This is a genomic window from Faecalibacterium sp. I2-3-92 (genome assembly GCF_023347315.1).
GTDB lineage: Bacteria > Bacillota > Clostridia > Oscillospirales > Ruminococcaceae > Faecalibacterium > Faecalibacterium duncaniae.
In genome coordinates this window covers 648,709-666,135 of sequence record NZ_CP094470.1, presented here as the reverse complement: position 1 = coordinate 666,135, position 17,427 = coordinate 648,709, and the positions used below count along the sequence as shown (strand labels likewise).

Annotated in this window: 14 protein-coding genes, 2 tRNA genes and 1 other annotated feature; of the genes, 8 read left to right on the top strand and 8 right to left on the bottom strand. The window is 58.7% G+C overall.

The genetic code is table 11. The features are described 5' to 3' along the window. Nucleotides 1-19 precede the first annotated feature (19 nt). Nucleotides 20-251: a binding site (T-box leader), on the bottom strand. 31 nt (nt 252-282) lie between these two features. Beyond that, nucleotides 283-2,073: a bifunctional homocysteine S-methyltransferase/methylenetetrahydrofolate reductase gene (locus MTP42_RS03100; RefSeq protein WP_249257944.1), complete on the bottom strand. Its 1,791-nt coding sequence runs from the start codon at nt 2,071-2,073 to the stop codon at nt 283-285. 152 nt (nt 2,074-2,225) lie between these two features. Here MTP42_RS03100 and MTP42_RS03095 point away from each other — a divergent pair, with 152 nt between their 5' ends. The 4 genes from MTP42_RS03095 to MTP42_RS03080 all read left to right on the top strand — a co-directional run bounded on the left by MTP42_RS03095 (nt 2,226) and on the right by MTP42_RS03080 (nt 5,847). Continuing rightward, nucleotides 2,226-2,831 (top strand): GNAT family N-acetyltransferase, encoded by a 606-nt coding sequence (locus MTP42_RS03095; protein WP_005936533.1) that lies wholly within the window; start codon nt 2,226-2,228, stop codon nt 2,829-2,831. Beyond that, nucleotides 2,828-4,093, top strand: coding sequence for a GTPase HflX (gene hflX, locus MTP42_RS03090; protein ID WP_249257943.1), 1,266 nt, complete (start codon nt 2,828-2,830; stop codon nt 4,091-4,093). The genes MTP42_RS03095 and hflX overlap by 4 nt, the downstream gene beginning before the upstream one ends. 600 nt (nt 4,094-4,693) lie before the next feature. Beyond that, entirely contained in the window at nt 4,694-5,134 is a 441-nt protein-coding gene (locus tag MTP42_RS03085) for an Lrp/AsnC family transcriptional regulator (protein ID WP_097771813.1), read from the top strand. Nucleotides 5,135-5,292: 158 nt separating this feature from the next. Beyond that, nucleotides 5,293-5,847, top strand: coding sequence for a DUF4358 domain-containing protein (locus MTP42_RS03080; protein ID WP_249257942.1), 555 nt, complete (start codon nt 5,293-5,295; stop codon nt 5,845-5,847). Nucleotides 5,848-5,935: 88 nt separating this feature from the next. Here the strand turns inward: MTP42_RS03080 and MTP42_RS03075 are convergent, their stop codons facing one another. Together MTP42_RS03075 and MTP42_RS03070 are read right to left on the bottom strand one after the other, a co-directional pair. Further along, complete coding sequence (locus MTP42_RS03075; protein ID WP_035395069.1) at nt 5,936-7,420, bottom strand: C69 family dipeptidase; 1,485 nt, start codon at nt 7,418-7,420, stop codon at nt 5,936-5,938. Between the two features lie 86 nt (nt 7,421-7,506). Further along, nucleotides 7,507-8,388, bottom strand: coding sequence for a CPBP family intramembrane glutamic endopeptidase (locus MTP42_RS03070; RefSeq protein WP_249257941.1), 882 nt, complete (start codon nt 8,386-8,388; stop codon nt 7,507-7,509). 177 nt (nt 8,389-8,565) lie between these two features. Here MTP42_RS03070 and MTP42_RS03065 point away from each other — a divergent pair. The 4 genes from MTP42_RS03065 to MTP42_RS03050 all read left to right on the top strand — a co-directional run bounded on the left by MTP42_RS03065 (nt 8,566) and on the right by MTP42_RS03050 (nt 10,514). Then, a tRNA-Gln gene (locus MTP42_RS03065) sits at nt 8,566-8,639 on the top strand. 34 nt (nt 8,640-8,673) lie between these two features. Beyond that, a tRNA-Pro gene (locus MTP42_RS03060) sits at nt 8,674-8,746 on the top strand. Between the two features lie 148 nt (nt 8,747-8,894). Then, nucleotides 8,895-9,971, top strand: a complete 1,077-nt coding sequence (locus MTP42_RS03055; protein ID WP_097772736.1) for a 6-phosphofructokinase — start codon at nt 8,895-8,897, stop codon at nt 9,969-9,971. Nucleotides 9,972-10,058: 87 nt separating this feature from the next. Then, a complete protein-coding gene (locus MTP42_RS03050; protein ID WP_097772737.1) occupies nt 10,059-10,514 on the top strand; it encodes a DUF3592 domain-containing protein in 456 nt (151 codons plus the stop codon). A 299-nt stretch (nt 10,515-10,813) separates the two neighbouring features. On the opposite strand, the gene rfbB is transcribed toward MTP42_RS03050, so the two are convergent. The 5 genes from rfbB to MTP42_RS03025 form a co-directional block, all read right to left on the bottom strand. After that, complete coding sequence (gene rfbB / locus MTP42_RS03045; protein ID WP_097771808.1) at nt 10,814-11,878, bottom strand: dTDP-glucose 4,6-dehydratase; 1,065 nt, start codon at nt 11,876-11,878, stop codon at nt 10,814-10,816. A gap of 201 nt (nt 11,879-12,079) precedes the next feature. Further along, entirely contained in the window at nt 12,080-12,994 is a 915-nt protein-coding gene (gene rfbD / locus MTP42_RS03040) for a dTDP-4-dehydrorhamnose reductase (RefSeq protein WP_097771807.1), read from the bottom strand. Between the two features lie 19 nt (nt 12,995-13,013). After that, entirely contained in the window at nt 13,014-13,901 is an 888-nt protein-coding gene (rfbA, locus tag MTP42_RS03035) for a glucose-1-phosphate thymidylyltransferase RfbA (protein WP_156182605.1), read from the bottom strand. 287 nt (nt 13,902-14,188) lie between these two features. Beyond that, on the bottom strand, nt 14,189-14,980 hold the full coding sequence (locus tag MTP42_RS03030; RefSeq protein WP_207697820.1) for a glycosyltransferase: 792 nt from the start codon (nt 14,978-14,980) through the stop codon (nt 14,189-14,191). Between the two features lie 4 nt (nt 14,981-14,984). After that, complete coding sequence (locus MTP42_RS03025; RefSeq protein ID WP_005936485.1) at nt 14,985-17,414, bottom strand: glycosyltransferase family 2 protein; 2,430 nt, start codon at nt 17,412-17,414, stop codon at nt 14,985-14,987. Nucleotides 17,415-17,427 lie beyond the last annotated feature (13 nt).

The following is a 17,427-nucleotide window of genomic DNA, read 5'->3' as shown; positions in this document are numbered from 1 at the left end:
AGCCGTCCCACGGAACGTTCCATGGGACGGCTGTAAACTACATACCGCGGTACCACCCAAATTGCACCGGCTGCAAACACAGCCCGTGCCCCTTGATGCCCCGGTAACGTGGGGCAGCTCCGAGGGCGGCTACTGGCTTCACCGCCCCTGCTCAAAAGCGACAGTGCGCGGCGCTTACCTGCCGGGCTCTCACCTGCCCCCGGCTCTCTGCAAGGCGGTTTGCCGCGCACACTCTTTCTCGTTGCATTTATACAAAGAATATAACGTTTTTTTGGCGTTTTGTCAATATGCTCCGAGAACTTCCTGCTTCAATCTGCCGATCAGCCGCTCCATCAGGGCCACCCGGTTGAAGGGGGTCATCAGGTAGAGGCCATCCGCATACGGCAGGGCGGCCTTTGCCATTTCCAGCGAGATGGCAAGCCCCAGCTCCTCGCCCTGGGCACGGTCGAGCCCGGCAAACTTTTCAATGATCCAGTCCTCCACATGGATGCCGTTGATCTCGTTCTCCATGAAGATGGCGTTGCGCTGGCTGACCACCGGCATGATACCGGCCAGGATCTTTGCATCGGCCCCCAGCGTCTCCCGGGACTTTTTCAGGTTTTCCACCGCCTGTGCCGAGAGCACCGGCTGGGTCAGAAAGCCGCTCATGCCGTTTTCCAGCTTCTCCTTTGCCCGGCGCAGCTCCACATCAAAGTTGCGGGCGTTCAGATTCAGGGCACCAAACACGGTCATAGGGCCGGGCATCTCCCGGCCTTCCCCTGCCAGCGAGACGATGTATTGGGCCAGCTTGCGGGAGTTGAACTGGTAAACGTTCTTCACCTCGTCCCGCTCTGCCGTGGGGATGGGGTCACCGGTGATGGCCAGCACCTCCCGCACGCCCTCGGCATACAGGCCCAACAGCAGGGCCTTGGTGGCGTTCAGGTTGCGGTCGCGGCAGGTCATGTGGGGCAGGGTGCACAGCCCCAGCTCCCGGTGGACCCGGCAGGCCACCAGAGAGGAATCCATCCGGGCCTGTGCAATGGGGCAGTCGGCAATGGTCAGCAGGTCAGCGCCCGCCGCCTGCAGCTTTTTTGCCCCTTCCAGATAACTGGTCAGGTCCGCATTGCGGGGAGAATCCAGCTCAATGGCAATGACCTTTTCCCCTGCGTTCAGCTTACGCAGGAAAGCATCCTCATTTTCCACCGTCTGTTCCTTCACGGTGGAGCACTCTTCTGCCGGAGCCGTTTTTTCAACCACGGGCAGGCTGTCCAGCTCCGCCCGCAGGGCGGCAATGTGGGCGGGGGTGGTGCCGCAGCAGCCGCCCAGGATCTGAACCGTGCCCTCGGCGGCCAGACGGCCCAGCTCCCTTGCAAAGTACTCCGGCCTGCCCTGATACTTCACCTGCGTCCGGGTGACAACGGGATAACCCGCGTTGGGCATGACCGACAGGGGCAGCGTGGCCCCCAGCTGCTTTGCCAGTGTGCGCATGGCACCGGGTGCCGACACGCAGTTCAGGCCCACGGCATCCACGATGCCGCTTTCCTGCATCCGCCGGGCAAGGTCTTTGCAGTACATGCCCTCCCGGGTGTAGCCGTCGGGCAGGACCGCAAAGGACACCAGCACAAAGGCATCCGGCACTTCCGCCTTGATGGCCCCCACGGCATCCAGAAGGCCTGCATCGGAGCTCAGGGTCTCGAACAGGAAATTCCTGGCCCCCAGCGCCGCGAACTGCTTTGCCACAGCCGTATATACCTGCCCCGCCGGAACCGCCTCGGTATCCGGAGCCGGGCCGAGGTCGGCAAAAACGGCGGCATCTGTCTCCTCTGCGGCCTGCACAGCCAGCTGCCAGCCTGCCTGCGCCAGCTGTTCCCAGCCGGGCGTGTGTGCCGCCGCCAGCCGGGGCAGGCTGAAGGTATTCGTCTTGACGGCATCAGCCCCTGCCGCCAGATACTCCCGGTGGACAGCCAGCACCCCCGCCGGGTCGGTCAGGTTGGCCTGCTCGCACTCCACCCCGGGAGCCGCCTTATAATAAGTACCCATGGCACCATCAAAAAGCAGGGGGCGGGTCTGTAACAGTTCGCGGATGTTCATCATATATACTTCCTCGCATCTCACAAATAAGCTCTATATTCTTCAGTTTAATAAAGTTTCGCCTCTTGTCAAGCGTTTTTTCGTGCCACAGCTTGCAGGCAGGGCAGTTTTGTGCTATCCTATGCGTAACTTTTACATGTGAGGAGAGATGTATCATGCGCCATGCAGGCACACAAACGATCGAAACGGAGCGGCTGCTTCTGCGCCCGTTGACCCCGGAGGATGCCCCCATGATGTACGCCAACTGGGCCAACGACCCGGACGTGACCCGCTGGCTGCGGTGGGAGCCCCACAAAAACGTGGACGAGACCCGGGAACTGCTGGCCGCATGGGCGCTTCTCTACCCCAATGGAGATTACTACGAGTGGGGCATCGTGGAAAAGGCCACCGGACAGTTGTTTGGCACCATCGGCGTGTTCACATCCAGTTCCGCCGAGCCGGAGCGTGACCCCTGGCCCGGCTTCGACCACACGAACGGCGTGTGGGAGGTCGGCTACTGCATCGGCAAGGCCTGGTGGAACAAAGGCTTTACCACCGAAGCGCTAAAAGCAGTTGTAGAATACTGGTTCAAAAATACAGATAGTAGCTGGCTGGCCTGCTGCCATGCGTTTGAAAATCCTGCCAGCGGCCGGGTCCAGCAGAAAGCCGGCTTTGTCTACGACCACGATTCTGTCTACCACAAATTTGACGGCACACCGGTTGCCTGCAGGTGCTACGCATTGACAAGAGAACATTACGAAGAACTGAGAGGTTTATTTTGAGCGAACTTTATGACATTTTAGTAGAAACGCCCCCCACAAAGGTCATCTTACTGGCCCTGGATCAGGGGCTTTGGGACTGTGAGCGCAGCCTGAACGAGCTGGCTGCACTCTGCGAGGCCAACCACATGGAGGCTGTGGCATCCGTGACCCAGAAGCGGCAGACCCCCGAGACCGGCATCGTGCTGGGCAGCGGCAAGCTGGAGGAGGCCGCCGCTGCCGCCGGGGAGCTGGGTGCCGAGTGTGCCGTGTTTGACGGCGAGCTGACCGGCAGCCAGATCCGCAACATCTCCACGGCGCTGGGCGGCATGGAGGTCATTGACCGCACCATGCTGATTCTGGAGATCTTCCGCAGCCGCGCCGTGACCAACGAGGGCAAGCTGCAGACCGAACTGGCGCTTCTGCGCTACCGTCTGCCCCGCCTGCAGGGAATGGGCGAAAGCCTGAGCCGCCAGGGCGGCGGTGGCGGCGGCGGTGGAGGTGCCCGCCGTGGTGCCGGTGAGACCAAGCTGGAGCTGGACCGCCGCCACGTCCACGCCCGCATCGACGCACTGGCCGAAAAGCTGGCCGAGATGGAAAAGCGCCGGGGCGAGAGCCGCAAGGCCCGGGCCAAGACCGGGATGCCGGTGGTCAGCCTTGTGGGTTACACCAACGTGGGCAAATCCAGCCTGATGAATGCCCTGTGCGGCCCCAGCGTGGCCGAGGCCGACATGCTGTTTGCCACCCTGGACCCCACCAGCCGGAAGCTGGTTCTGCCCAGCGGCATGGCTGTTCTGCTGGTGGACACGGTCGGCTTTGTCTCCCGCCTGCCCCACAATCTGGTGGAGGCCTTCAAATCCACGCTGGAGGAAGCCGCATGGTCTGATGTCATCGTGCGGGTGGCGGACGCGGGCGACGACCAGCGGGAAGAACAGCTGGCCGTTACCGATGAGGTCCTGGACGGGCTGGACTGTGCCGACATCCCCCGCCTGACCGTTTACAACAAGTGTGACAAGCCCAATGCCCTGAACTTTGACCCGGACATCCTGTTGACCAGTGCCAAGACCGGCTACGGTCTGGATGCCCTGCTGAAAAAGCTGGACGAGCTGCTCAGTGACCGGGTGCACACCATCCGGGTGCTGCTGCCTTATGATAAGCTGGGCCTGGCCGCCCCCATGCGGGAGCGGGGCAGCGTGCAGGTGGAGGAATACCGGGAGGACGGGCTCTATCTGGAAGGCATCGTCAAAACCGAGGACCTGCACTATTTTGAAGGATATTTAGTTTAAGCATCTGCTCTCCGGACGCGAATTCGGGTTGCGGCTCCCAGCATCCGCTGCGCGTTGCTTGCGTCTTGCTGGCCGCGGCCCCAACAGCAACTCCCTGTATCCGCCACTGGCGGCGGTCGTTGCCGTTGCAGGGCATTCCATCCCCCGCCCAACTGCCTGACGGCAGTCGGGTCCCACCCTCCGGACACTTGCTTTGGGAAACTCCCCGCCGTCCTATCGTCTCGAACAAATAAAAAAATCCCCAACAAACACAAAAACCCGCCTGGCAGCGGGTTTTTGTGTATAGAGGGGTGGGAAAGTATATAAAGTTGGGAATCGCAATTCAAATGCAGGCACTTGAGAAACAACGTGTTTTGCGCAGTCTTTGGCGCTTACCGTGCCCTGCGATATGTATTATACGCTTTTTTCTTTTCTTGTCAAACAAAATTTTTGGCATTTGCTTTAATTTAGCACTTTACATTTCGATCAAAACTTTATATAATTAACACAGAAAACACAAAAGCGAGTTTTTCCGCAGTTTATGCGATTGCGACAACAGTAAAACTTTACTTTTAAAAATTTTTGTACAATTCAACAAAAACATAAAAGGAGACCTTTCTCATGGACGATTTAGACCGCAAGATCCTCTCCCTTCTCGCAAAAAATGCCCGGATGCCCGTCAAGGAGATCGCCGAGCAGGTGGCACTGACCAGCCCGGCTGTTTCCAGCCGCATCCACAAGCTGGAGACCGACGGCATCATCAGCGGCTACACCGTGGTGCTGAACCGCCCGGCAGACCGTGTCTATGTGGACGCGCTCATCAGCCTGTCCGTCACACCCAGCCACCGGGACGAGCTGGTGGAGCTGATGCAGAACAGCAAGGAGGTGCTGCAGTGCTACCATGTCACCGGTGCCTACACCTTCCTCATCAAGGTCAGCTGCGGCAGCATGCCCCAGCTGGAGCACCTGATCCTGCAGTTCCAGAAGCTGGGCACCACCAGCACCCAGATCATCCTTTCTACTCCGGTCAACCATGGTGATCTGGAAGCGCTGCAGCTGTAAGCCGTTCACAGAACTGTTACAACTGCCGTGCAATCTTCCGGCCGACCGGGCCGTATTCCTGATACAAGGCCGCCGTTCAGCGGCTGCATAAACGCCCCCAAAGGCGGGCAGACTGATCACGATCACCCTGCCTTTGTCAGACGAAAGGAACTACGACCATGAAAAAACGCATTCTTGCCGCTCTGCTGGCTCTTGGCTGTGCCCTGCTGGTGTTCACCGGCTGCGGCAGCAAAAAAGATACCACCCCCAAAAACTACACCCAGATCATCCACGATGCCCGGGAAGCCGAGGACAATGATTATTATATGATCTTCTCCCCGGCAGAGGACGGCAAGTTCACCGCCCAGTACGGCTACAGCGCCAGCTATCCGGCGGAGGACCTGAACGATGAGATCCAGAACATGCTGCTCCCCCTGCTGGACCTGCCCGAGGGCAGCTACACCGATCTTGCCGCCTCCCTCTCTGCCATGATGGTGCAGAGCTACGGCGTTGCCATCGTCAAGCCTGCTGAGGGCAAGACGCAGGAGGTCGTGGACGCAATGGATGCCTATATCCAGAACCAGCAGCAGACGATGGAGCACTACCTCGAGGATCAGTACCAGATTGCCGCCTCCGCCAAGGTGGCCACTGTCCCCACCGGCGAAGTGGTCATGGTGTGCTGTGAGAACAGCGATGCCGTGATGAACGCCATCAAGACCGCTCTGGCCGCTTAAATTATCTTTCAAAACAACAATGCCCTGTACCGTTTTGCATGGTACAGGGCATTCTTATTTCTACCAGATGGATTATATCGTTCAAATATCACATATCCGAACGGGAATATGCGTTCTTCATATTGCTGCTCAGCTCAAACAGCACCTTATCCAGCGTGTCGGCGGCGCGGGCCTTGACCTCAGCAGCCAGGGCCTCGTTGGCCTCCTGGCGCAGGGCAGCGCGGCGGGCGGGGTCGGTCTCGGCCAGCTGCTTTGCGTCATACTGATTCAGCAGGGCACGGCAGGCGGAGAGCACCCCCAACTCATAGCGCTCAACATGGAACACCGACTTGCCATAGGAAGCATCCGCCATCGCAGCGATCATCCGGCTGACCCAGTAGAAGCTGTCGGTGGACACCTCACCGGTGGTGCCGGCTAGATAGGCCGGGGTCGTCTCCACATTGGCGTAGAAGGGCACCATGGCGTTCAGGGCATTGGAGGCGTAGGCCACCCACTCCACTGCCTGCAGGTCGGCGGGCAGATCAGGCCGCAGCTGAATCAGCGCCACAAAGTCGTTGCGGTTGATGCCGATGGAGCGGTAAACGCCCCGGTTCTCTCTGGCACCGTAGCTTGCATACGGATCGTACGGCGTGCCCTGATAATGGCTGGACAGCACATACTTCACGTCCTCGGGGGTGATCTTCTTCTCAGGCACCATGCACCAGGGCAGGTCGTCGGAAGCCGGAGTATAGTCGGCATCGGGGCCATCCCAGACCCAGGTGGTGGGGTTCAGGGTGCGCAGCATGTACCAGGCACGAGGCGTGTTGTAAACGTGGTCGGAATCGGTGTGGCTGCCAAAGGCGGCACGAGGGTCGAACACGCCGTCCTGTGCCAGGTCGAGGTGATACTTTGCAATGAACTCCCTCAGGTCAGCCGAGCAGAGGTGGTTTTCCTGCGCGCCAAAGGCATCGTCCAGATCAAAGGCATCAATGCCCAGCTGGTTCGGCATCACCACATAGCTGTCATCGGGCACACGGCGTGCCATCCAGTGATGGCCGCCGATGGTCTCCAGCCACCAGATCTCGTTCACATCCTGGAACGCGATGCCGTTCATCTCGTAAGTACCGTAGGTCTCCAGCAGCTTGCCCAGCCGCTCCACGCCCTCGCGGGCGGTGTGGATGTAGGGCAGCACCAGATAGACGATGTCCTCCTCGCCGATGCCGCCGGGCACCTCGGGCTGCTCCCCCCTGGCAGGCTGGTACACCACCAGCGGGTCAGCGCCCAGCACGCGGGGGTTGGAGGTGATGGTCTCGGTGGCGGTCATGCCGACATTGGCGGCATTGACACCGGCTGCGGCCCAGATTCCCTTGCCCTCCACGGCGTTGGGCATGGCGGTCATCCGCATGGGGTCACCGGGCAGCGGGATCTCCACATGGGACAGCACCGAGCGGTAGACCGCCGGATGCTCCTCAGGCTGGACCACCACGAATTTCTTTGCCGTGAAATGGCCGGAACCGGAATCGTCGTTGCGGGCGATCATGGTGGAGCCGTCATAGGATGCGTTTTTACCAACCAGAAGCGTTGTACATGCCATAATATCTTCTCCTCCGAATCGAAGTATTTGTCTCTCGGTTTGCCTTGACTGATTGTAATCCTTTTTGTTTCAAAAGGCAAGAGGGCTCACCGGAGCCGTTCCTCGTTTTCCTCCGGGGCCGGAGCAGCTGCCGGGGCGCAGTCCCGGCCAAAGTAGAGCGCCACCTCGCCGATCTTCTTTTTGCGCAGCAGGAAGAGAGTCGGAATAAGATAGATCAAGATCGAGAGCATCATGCTGGCATCATAGCCCGAAATGCTCTCGGCCACGTCCTCCGTGCCGTACAGGCCGCCCACCAGCATAGAGGCAATGTCCATGGCCCCGTGCAGGAACACCGTGACCCACAGGTTGCCGGTGCGGAAATAGATGGCTGCGAACAGCGTGCCCAGCGATGCCGCAAAGACACACTGCATCAGCACACCGAAGGGAGCGCTGGACAGCAGATTGGTCAGGTGGGCCGCGCCAAACAGCAGGCCCGACAGCAGGCAGGCTTTCCAGACCCCCGCCCTGCCGGTGCCGAAGCGCTCCAGCAGGCTCTGGGCAATGACCCCGCGGAAGATGAACTCCTCCGCCACGCCCACCAGCGCCATGCTCAAAAAGAAGCTGAAGATGCTGAACGCAGGCTGCAGCTGGCCATCCTCGGGCATCCCGAACATCAGCTTGGTATACAGGCTGTAACCGATGAGCACCAGCGGATACATTCCCACCAGCAGCCCGTTGAAAAAGCCGCTGCCCCGGCGGCGGAGCAGATACATCTTACCGGTGCGGCCCAGAATGACCAACGCCACCACCATGCCCACCGCCTCCTGCACGGCGCTGAGGAAGTAGGAGTCCACCCGTTCCAGGTCCACCCCAAAGAGCACCAGTGCAAACACAATGAGATAGGATGCCAGCAGCAGGCTGCCCAGAAACAGCACCTCGGATAAAACGCAGAAGCCGATGGGATGCTTTGCGCGCAGACGTTTCAGCATAAAAATATCCTCCTGAATCTTAGTGGCTCTATTCTAACATACTTTGCCGGAAAGAGAAAGTTTTTGGCATTTTCTGCTCAGGCGAAAAATCTCAAAAAAAGTGTTGACAAGACCCGGGCCGTATAGTATAATATCCCTTGTCAGCGGCGAGGTTCAAAGCTGACGACAACAGAATGATGGGGATTTGCATAGTGGTAGTGCGGTAGACTCTGACTCTACTTGTGGGAGTTCGATTCTCTCATCCCCAACCAGAAAACCGCAGTCGCCTTCCGGCTGCGGTATTTTCGGGGCATAGCGCAGTTGGTAGCGCGCCTCGTTCGGGACGAGGAGGCCGTGGGTTCAAATCCCGCTGCTCCGATCGAAAAAGAGACATACTTCGGTGTGTCTCTTTTTTCTTTTTACAAAATTTTTTCTTGACACATTTCCCCTTTGGGAATACTCTTATAGTACCAGATATCCCCTGCTCTGCGGCGGGAAAGATCAAGAGGAAACGAGGGATTTGTGAGATGAAAAAACGTGTTGGCATCCTGACCTCCGGCGGCGACTGCCCGGGCCTGAACGCAACCATTCGCGGCGTGGCAAAGGCACTGTATGCCCGGATGGGTGATAATGTGGAGATCGTGGGCATCCTGAACGGCTACCACGGCCTGATCAACGGCGAATACAAGGAGATGTGCGAGGATGACTTCCGCGGCATCCTGACACTGGGCGGCACCATTCTGGGCACCAAGCGCACCCCCTTCAAACTGATGCGCGTGGTCGAGGATGACAAGATCGATAAGGTCGCGGCCATGAAAAAGACCTACAAGGACGCAAAGCTGGACTGCCTGCTCTGCCTGGGCGGCAACGGCACCCACAAAACCGCCAACCTGCTCTCGCAGGAAGGCCTGAACATCATCGGCCTGCCCAAGACCATCGACAATGATATCTACGGCACCGATGTGACTTTTGGCTTCCACACCGCTGTGGACATTGCCACAGAGGTCATCGACCGCATCCACACCACCGCCGGCAGCCACAGCCGCGTGATGTGCATCGAGATCATGGGCAACAAGGCCGGTTGGCTGACCCTCTACTCCGGCATTGCAGGCGGCGCGGATATCATCCTGCTGCCCGAGCAGCCCTACGACATCGACCGCGTCTGCGAGGCCGTGGAGCGCCGGGCAAAGCGCGGCTCCAACTTCTCCATCATCGCTGTGGCCGAGGGTGCCATGAATGTAGATGAAGCCAAGCTGAAGCGCAAGGAGTGGACCGCCAAGCGCGCCGAGGCCGGTTACACCACCGCCACCAACCGCATTGCCGCTGCCGTCCAGAAAAAGACCGGCATGGAGACCCGCGTCTGCATCCCGGGCCACATGCAGCGCGGCGGCAGCCCCAGCGCCTACGACCGCGTGCTGGCTACCCAGTTCGGCAGCTACGCCGCCAAGCTGGTGGAGATCGAGCAGTACGGCGTTACGGTGGCTCTCGTGAACAATCACGTCATCTCCAACCGTCTGGAGGATATCGCCGGTAAGACCCGCAATATCCCCGAGGGCTGCGAGCTCCTCACCGTGGCAAAACGCATGGGAATCAGCTTGGGCTGAGAAATCTTTCCGGTATGACCGCAATCTTCTTCCCGGTTTATCCGTATTCCAAGTGTAACAAAACCTCGTGAAAGGAAGTGTCTCTCCATGAAAAAAATCCATAAGTTCTTTTCTAAAGATTTGCTCCATATTCTTGGTGCTGTTGGGATTTTTGTTGCTTTTCTGATTTCTATCGCCTATAAGCAAGTTGGAATCGGGGCACTCATAGCTGCGTGGCTTATTGCTATCGCAATTATCGGGGTAGCATGGATTACAGACATCCGCAAAGCAGACCTGCTGAAAAACGGAAAGATTGTTTCCGGAAAAGTTAATGCAGTAAAAAGGGTTCACATAAAATTCCACATGAGCACCTATCACCTTGCTGATGAAGATGTAATTTATCCTTGGGTGATCCGGTACCAATATAAGATCGGAAAAGACACTTATTATGGACAGTCCCATTGGTTTTGGTTCAATCCTCTCGTGAGCAAGGGAACACCTATAGAGGTGACTATTGATCCTCAAAACCCAGAAAGAAGCATTGTTGCTGCATGGGAAAGTTAATAGATTGTTTCTTTCCTCTATGATGACGGAAATTCCAAAGGAGCACAATCTCCTTTGGCACACGACTTTGGTACAAAGTCTAGTATGGTACACCTCGATAGAGGTGTAACGTTCCCAGACGCAAAAAGTCCCATGCCCAGCACTTTGGCGGTGCGGGCATGGGACTTTTTGCTTTTTAGACCGAGCGGAGTGAACAGTAACCAATCCTGACATCCAGTTGCCGTGTCATTTGTTGAATACTGTTTTACGAACAGTCTGCGGATGGACGTTCTCTCTTTTTCAACATACCGAGCAAGAACTTACTTATTCTTGTACATTTCCTCGTAGTATTTCTGGTAGTTGCCGCTGGTGATGTGCTCCATCCACTCCTCGTGCTCGAGATACCAGTCGATGGTCAGGACGATGCCCTTCTCGAACGGGGTCTCGGGGTACCAGCCCAGATCGTTCTTGATCTTGGTGGGGTCGATGCCGTAGCGGCGGTCGTGGCCCAGACGGTCGGCAACGTGCTTGATCAGATCCTCGCTGATGCCGTCGTCCTTCAGGCGGTCGTGCAGCTGCGCGATGATGGTCTTGACGATGAAAATGTTGGGGCGCTCGTTGTGGCCGCCCACATTGTAGACCTCGCCGATCTTGCCACCGTTGCAGACCATATCGATGGCCTTGCAGTGATCCTCAACGTACAGCCAGTCACGGATCTGCATACCGTCACCGTAGACAGGCAGCTGCTTGTGGTGCTTGACGTTGTTGATCATCAGGGGGATCAGCTTCTCGGGGAACTGATAGGGGCCGTAGTTGTTGGAGCAGCGGGTAATGTTGATGGGCATACCGTAGGTATCGTGGAATGCCATAACGAACATATCAGCGCTGGCCTTGGAGGAGGAGTAGGGGCTGTGGGGGCACAGCGGAGTGGTCTCCATGAAGAAGCCCTCGGCACCCAGAGCGCCGTAGACCTCATCGGTGGAGACCTGCAGGTACTTCTTGCCTTCCTTCCAGGTCTTGGCATCGGCATCGTACCAGGCTTCCTTGGCACGCTGCAGCAGGTTCACGGTGCCCATGACGTTGCTCTGGACAAAGATCTCGGGGTTCTTGATGGAGCGGTCCACATGGCTCTCAGCAGCAAAGTTGATGACATAATCGAAATCGTACTTTGCGAACAGGCTCTCCACCAGCTCCTTGTCGCAGATGTCACCCTGCACGAACACATGGCGGGGGTCGCCCTCCACATCCTTCAGGTTCTCCAGATTGCCCGCGTAGGTCAGCTTATCCAGGTTGACCAGCAGGATCTCGGGGTACTTCTTGAGCATATAGTGGACAAAGTTGGAGCCGATAAAACCGGCGCAGCCGGTGATCAGATATTTTTTCATAGGTTTATTCTACCTCAATTTTCAGGTTTTGTCTTCTTGGGGAAGCGTTTTCTTTGTACAACCTCTCCGTCAATGCTTCGCATTGCCACCTCCCCTAGTAGGGGAGGCCTTGGCAGTCCTCGCAAAGTTCCCGGTTTCGCCAGAGGCTCCCCTATTAGGGGAGCTGTCGAGCGGAGCGAGACTGAGGGGTTTAATTGACCTTTACTTCATCCCATTCTCGCCGTCCCAGTGGGCGAAGAAGCAGGCCAGGGCCTCTTTCCAGTCCCGCACATCGTTGCCCACGGTGCAGCGGAGCATCCGGTTGTCCAGTGCGCTCCACTTGGGGCGGTCGGCACTTTCGGGATGCTTTGCCTTGTACTCCTCGCTGGTGCAGGGGGCCACAGAGGCATCCACACCAGACAGGCGGATGATCTCGGAAGCAAAATCGTACCAGGAGCAGATGCCCTCACCGGTGCAGTGATACAGGCCGTACTCATGGGTCACGCAGAGCTGCAGCAGCTCATGGGCCAGGTCAACCGCGTTGGTGGGGTTGCCGCACTGGTCGTTGACCACTTCCAGCTTGCCGAATTTCCGGCCGGCGTTGACGATGGTCTTGACGAAGTTCTTGCCGTAGTAGCTGTACAGCCATGCCGTGCGGACGATGAAGTGGCGGTGGCAGAACTGCTCCACATACTTTTCGCCCATGAGCTTGGTGGAGCCGTAGGCGCTGATGGGGCCGGGAATGGTGGCCTCGTCCTGTGCAATGCCGCCGTTCTCACGGCCGGAGAACACATAGTCCGTGGAGACATGCACCAGGCGGGCACCGGTCTTTTCGGCGGCCTGTGCCAGATTGCGGGGGCCCAGAGCATTTGCCTTGAAGGCTGCGTCGTGGTTCACCTCGCAGCCATCCACGTTGGTGTAGGCGGCGCAGTTGATGATGACATCCGGGCGCTGGCGGCGGATGAAGTCATCCACCATCTTATAGTTGGAGATGTCCAGCTCCGGCAGGTCCACCGGGATCACGGTGGCATTCATCAGCTTTTCGGGAATGGGGCCGATCTCGCTGCGGCCCTCCCGCAGCTGCTTGATGATCTCGGTGCCAAGCTGGCCCTTGCAGCCGGTGACGATGATTTTCATGGGTGTTTCCCCTCCTGCATCAATATCTCAGTTTTCCATCGGCCACGTTCTTGAGGTGCTGGCCGTAGGGGCTCTTACCATAACGGGAAGCGCTCTCCAGCAGGGTCTCGCGGTCGATCCAGCCGTACTTGAAGGCGATCTCTTCGGGGGCGCTGATCTTGATACCCTGACGCTTCTCGACCATGCGGACGAAGTCGGCGGCATCCACCAGGCTCTCCATCGTGCCGGTATCCAGCCATGCAAAACCACGGCCCAGCAGCTGGACATCCAGCTCGTCCTTCTTCAGGTACATATCGTTCAGGGTCGTGATCTCCAGCTCACCGCGGGCAGAGGGCTTGACCTGCTTTGCCATCCGGACCACTTCCTTGTTGTAGAAGTACAGGCCGGTGATGGCGTAATTGCTCTTCGGGTGCTCGGGCTTTTCTTCCACGCTCAGCACCTTGCCGTTCTGGTCAAATTCCACGATGCCGAAACGCTCGGGGTCCTGCACATAGTAGCCGAACACCGTGCAGCGGCCCTTGGTCTCTGCATTGGCGGCGGCAGTCTTGAGGATCTTGGAGAAGCCGTTGCCGTAGAAGATGTTGTCGCCCAGGATCATGGCGCAGCAGTCGTCGCCGATGAACTCTTCGCCCAGAATAAAGGCCTGTGCCAGACCATCGGGAGAGGGCTGGACCTTATATTGCAGATGGATGCCGTACTGGCTGCCATCGCCCAGCAGCGCCTCAAAGCGCGGCGTATCAGTGGGGGTGGAGATGATCAGGATATCCTGAATGCCGGCCAGCATGAGGGTGGACAGAGGATAGTAGATCATGGGCTTATCGTAGACAGGCAGCAGCTGCTTGCTGGTGACCATCGTCAACGGATAAAGCCGGGTGCCGGCACCGCCGGCCAGAATAATGCCTTTCATAATTTGTGCACTCCTTTATTTGTATTGAAAAAGTTGTGCAGCTATACGGGGTGAAACGCTCACCTCGTAATATTCAAAGCGGAGCTGCGTCCGCTGTCAACAAAGTTACAGGGTAAAAGTTCCGGCCGCGCGGGGCGGCATCAGATAGTTTTACACCTTATTCTACTCTCAAATCGAAAAAAAAGCAAGAAAAAACGGCCTGTTCCAGAATTTTTTCCGGAACAGGCCGTCAAACAGAACCGTTCAGCCGCCCACGGCGGCAGCACATCGCGATGGTGGAGCGTTTCTTACCACTTGAAGCCCCACTTATGGAAATACTTCAGCAGGTTTCCCGTCTGCCAGAGGGCGGGCTTGAGATCCCGGTGGGCAGCGCGGTGCCAGGCGTGGATGGCGGTATACTGGGGCACCAGATACACCTTGCCCTGAGTGCGCATCTTCTGGGTGAGATCCGCGTCCTCCACATACATGAAGTAGCTCTCGTCAAAGCCGCCCACCGCCTTGAAGGTGCTGGTACGCACACCGGAAAAGCTGCCGGTGCAGAACTCGATCTCGATGGGCCTGGTCAGGTCCTCATCCAGCATCAGGTAGTGGTCGTTCTGGCCTTTCCAGAAGCTGAGCCGGGGCAGCTGGCGGTAGAGCATGGGCCGCAGGGCGCACCGGCGCAGGGGCAGCTGCTGGGGCTTGCCGTCCGGGAACACCAGCGAGGGCCGGGCCATCACGGCATCCGGGTGGGCGGCCATCCAGTCGGCCAGATCACTCAGGGTATCAGCGGTCAGCTGGATATCCGGGTTGAGGATAAAGTGGAAATCACTGTCCAGCTCGGGCAGGATCATATTATGGCCGGTGCCAAAGCCGCCGTTCTCGGTGCGGCAGTGCACCACCACCTGCTGGCCCGGGCCTGCTGCCAGCAGGCCGTCCGCCACGGCCTGCTCCAGCTTTTTGCCGCTGCCGTCCGGGCTGGCATTGTCCACCAGATACAGGGTCACCGGGTAGCGGCGCGTGCAGTGCAGCACCGTCTGCGCCGCCTTCAGCGCCTCGTCATAGCCGTTATATACAACAATACAGGCTGATAGTTTCATCAATTCACTCCAAAGGCAGGATCTTCAGCGTGAAGTCCTCACGCTGGATATCAAAGTTGGGGTTGGTGCAGGGATCACCTGCGGCCAGCAGGTCTCCCCAGCGGGCCTGGAAGCGGAGCACCTCGCCCTGGAAGCGCTTCTGCTTTTCGGGGTTGTCCTCGGTGCCGCGGCTCTTGCTCTCGTAGTGGTAGAGCTGGGCAAAGGGGGTAAACACGTTGGTGTAGCCTGCCTCCCGCACACGGACACAGAAATCCACATCGTTGAAGGCCACGGCATAGCTCTCGTCCAGGCCGTTCATCTCATCATAGATCTCCCTGCGGATGAGCAGGCAGGCGGCGGTATCGCCGTAAACATCCTGCACATAGTTCAGCCGCCCCATGTAGCCATCGGATGCTGCCGGGAAATACTTGTGCAGGTGGCCCGCCACACCGCCGATGCCAAAGCCGATGCCGGCGTGCTGAATGGTGTCATCGGGGTAAAGCAGCTTTGCACCCACACAGCCCACCCGCTTCTGCTGGGCGTACATGACCATTTCCTCCAGCCAGTTGGGGGTGATGACCTCGGTATCGTTATTGAGCAGCAGCAGGTATTCGCCGGTGGCATACTGCTCACCAAAGTTGTTCAGGGCGCTGTAATTGAAGCCCTTGCCCTCCCAGGTCACGACCTTGAGGTTGTCCGGGTGTTCCTTCTGCATCCGCTCGTAGGCGCGGAAAGTCTCGGGCTGCTTGCTGTTGTTCTCGATGAGGATGAGTTCAAAATCCGGGTAGGTGGTGCGGGCATAGATGGAATCCACGCAGAGCTCCAGATCCCGGATGTGGTCGCAGGTGGGGATGAGGATGCTCACCCGGCCCGGGTGCTCGATGGTGTAATCGGTCTTGTAATAGCCCGGGGTGCCGGGGATGAGGGCAACATCGTCCACAGCGATCCCGCAGCGGGCATAGTGGGCCTTGAGGGCCGCAATGCCTGCGTCGATGCAGTAGGTCTTGGCGGAGATATCTGCCGCCGTGCTGCCGGGACTGGAGCGCCAGTAATACAGAGCATGGGGAATGTGAACGATCTTCTCAGCCTGCTCCGTCAGGCGAAGGAACAGCTCGTAATCCTGGCTGCCGTTGTACTCCATCCGCTCGCCGCCGCCGGCCCGCTCCATCAGGGCGCGGCTGAACACGGTCAGGTGGCAGATGTAGTTGTTGGAGCGGAGGTTGTCCAGCATGAAGTCGGGCTTGAAGTGGTAGAGCACCACATGCTCCGGCTTCCCCTCAAAGGTCGCCTCGTCGGTGTAGACAAAGTCGGCCTTCTGCTCGGCAATGGCCCTGGCCGCGTACCACAGGGCGCAGGGATGCAGCAGGTCATCGTGGTCCAGCAGGGCGATATACTCACCGGTGGCCATCTCAAAGCCCTTGTTGGTGTTGCCGGGGATCAGCTCATTCTTTTCCAGCTTCTGATACCGGATGCGTGCATCGGCCTTCGCACGGGCCTGCACATGCTGGCCTACGGCCTCGTCCTTACCGGCATCCACGCAGCAGAGCTCCCAGTTCTTGTAGGTCTGGTTCACCACGGAATCCAGCATCTCGTCCAGGAAATCCAGCGGGGTGTTGTACAGAGGCACCACGATGCTGATCTTGGGCCCGGCAGGCTGATCGTTCGCCTGCCTGACCAGCAGCTCCACCGGGGCAAAACGGTCGGCCCGCAGGAGGTTCCCCGGGAAGAGGGCGGCATATTCCCGCCTGGCGCGGGCGTGCTCCCGCACTCCCGAAATGCCGTCCCGGCGCAGCTCACCCAGCAGGACGAAAAGCGGGAAGGTGTGCCAGATTTGGCGGCTCTTGCTGACAACATACCGCATGGGCCAGGTCAGCTTCCAGAAGGTAGAGCTGGTCACCTCGTTCAGGGTCTTTTCCAGGTTCTTGGCATGGCTGCGGCTCAGGGAAAGATCGCTGCGGAGCCGCTCAATGAGGGCGGCTTCCTCGTTGCAGGTGCGCTCGGCACGCACCATCCGGTCACGCAGGAGATCCAACTCCTTCTCATAGCCCGCGATCATCTCGGCGGTGGCAGGCTGGACCGTGCAGTACAGAGCCGACTGCTGGGCACGGCCCCGGCTGCGCCAGCGGAAATCCCGGTAGTAGCCCCGGCGGGCCAGTTCCTCGGCCCAGCCCTCAGCCACGTTGCTGCCGGTAAACACCAGCAGCACCTGTCCGGGCAGCTGCGCGGGCATCTCCACCCAGGCGGGGTCCTCCACCACCAGCAGGTCTGCCTGCCGGGCAGCCACTGTAAAGGGGTTGGCATCCACGCCCGCCCGGTGCAGGGCCTTTTCCAGTGCCGGGGTCTCGGCGTTCAGCACCGCAGCTGTTGCCGGGGCCAGCTCCTCCGCAATGCGCTGTGCCAGCAGGCGGCAGCGCTCCATGTCCTGCTTTGTTTCCTTTGCTTTCTCCAACTGCATTCCGACTTCTCCA

Bases quoted from the DNA above. Each gene is read 5' to 3' on its own strand.
- MTP42_RS03100 (WP_249257944.1), bottom strand. From the start codon at position 2,073: ATGATGAACATCCGCGAACTGTTACAGACCCGCCCCCTGCTTTTTGAT.
- MTP42_RS03095 (WP_005936533.1), top strand. From the start codon at position 2,226: ATGCGCCATGCAGGCACACAAACGATCGAAACGGAGCGGCTGCTTCTG.
- MTP42_RS03085 (WP_097771813.1), top strand. From the start codon at position 4,694: ATGGACGATTTAGACCGCAAGATCCTCTCCCTTCTCGCAAAAAATGCC.
- MTP42_RS03080 (WP_249257942.1), top strand. From the start codon at position 5,293: ATGAAAAAACGCATTCTTGCCGCTCTGCTGGCTCTTGGCTGTGCCCTG.
- MTP42_RS03075 (WP_035395069.1), bottom strand. From the start codon at position 7,420: ATGGCATGTACAACGCTTCTGGTTGGTAAAAACGCATCCTATGACGGC.
- MTP42_RS03070 (WP_249257941.1), bottom strand. From the start codon at position 8,388: ATGCTGAAACGTCTGCGCGCAAAGCATCCCATCGGCTTCTGCGTTTTA.
- MTP42_RS03055 (WP_097772736.1), top strand. From the start codon at position 8,895: ATGAAAAAACGTGTTGGCATCCTGACCTCCGGCGGCGACTGCCCGGGC.
- MTP42_RS03050 (WP_097772737.1), top strand. From the start codon at position 10,059: ATGAAAAAAATCCATAAGTTCTTTTCTAAAGATTTGCTCCATATTCTT.
- rfbB (WP_097771808.1), bottom strand. From the start codon at position 11,878: ATGAAAAAATATCTGATCACCGGCTGCGCCGGTTTTATCGGCTCCAAC.
- rfbD (WP_097771807.1), bottom strand. From the start codon at position 12,994: ATGAAAATCATCGTCACCGGCTGCAAGGGCCAGCTTGGCACCGAGATC.
- rfbA (WP_156182605.1), bottom strand. From the start codon at position 13,901: ATGAAAGGCATTATTCTGGCCGGCGGTGCCGGCACCCGGCTTTATCCG.
- MTP42_RS03030 (WP_207697820.1), bottom strand. From the start codon at position 14,980: ATGAAACTATCAGCCTGTATTGTTGTATATAACGGCTATGACGAGGCG.
- MTP42_RS03025 (WP_005936485.1), bottom strand. From the start codon at position 17,414: ATGCAGTTGGAGAAAGCAAAGGAAACAAAGCAGGACATGGAGCGCTGC.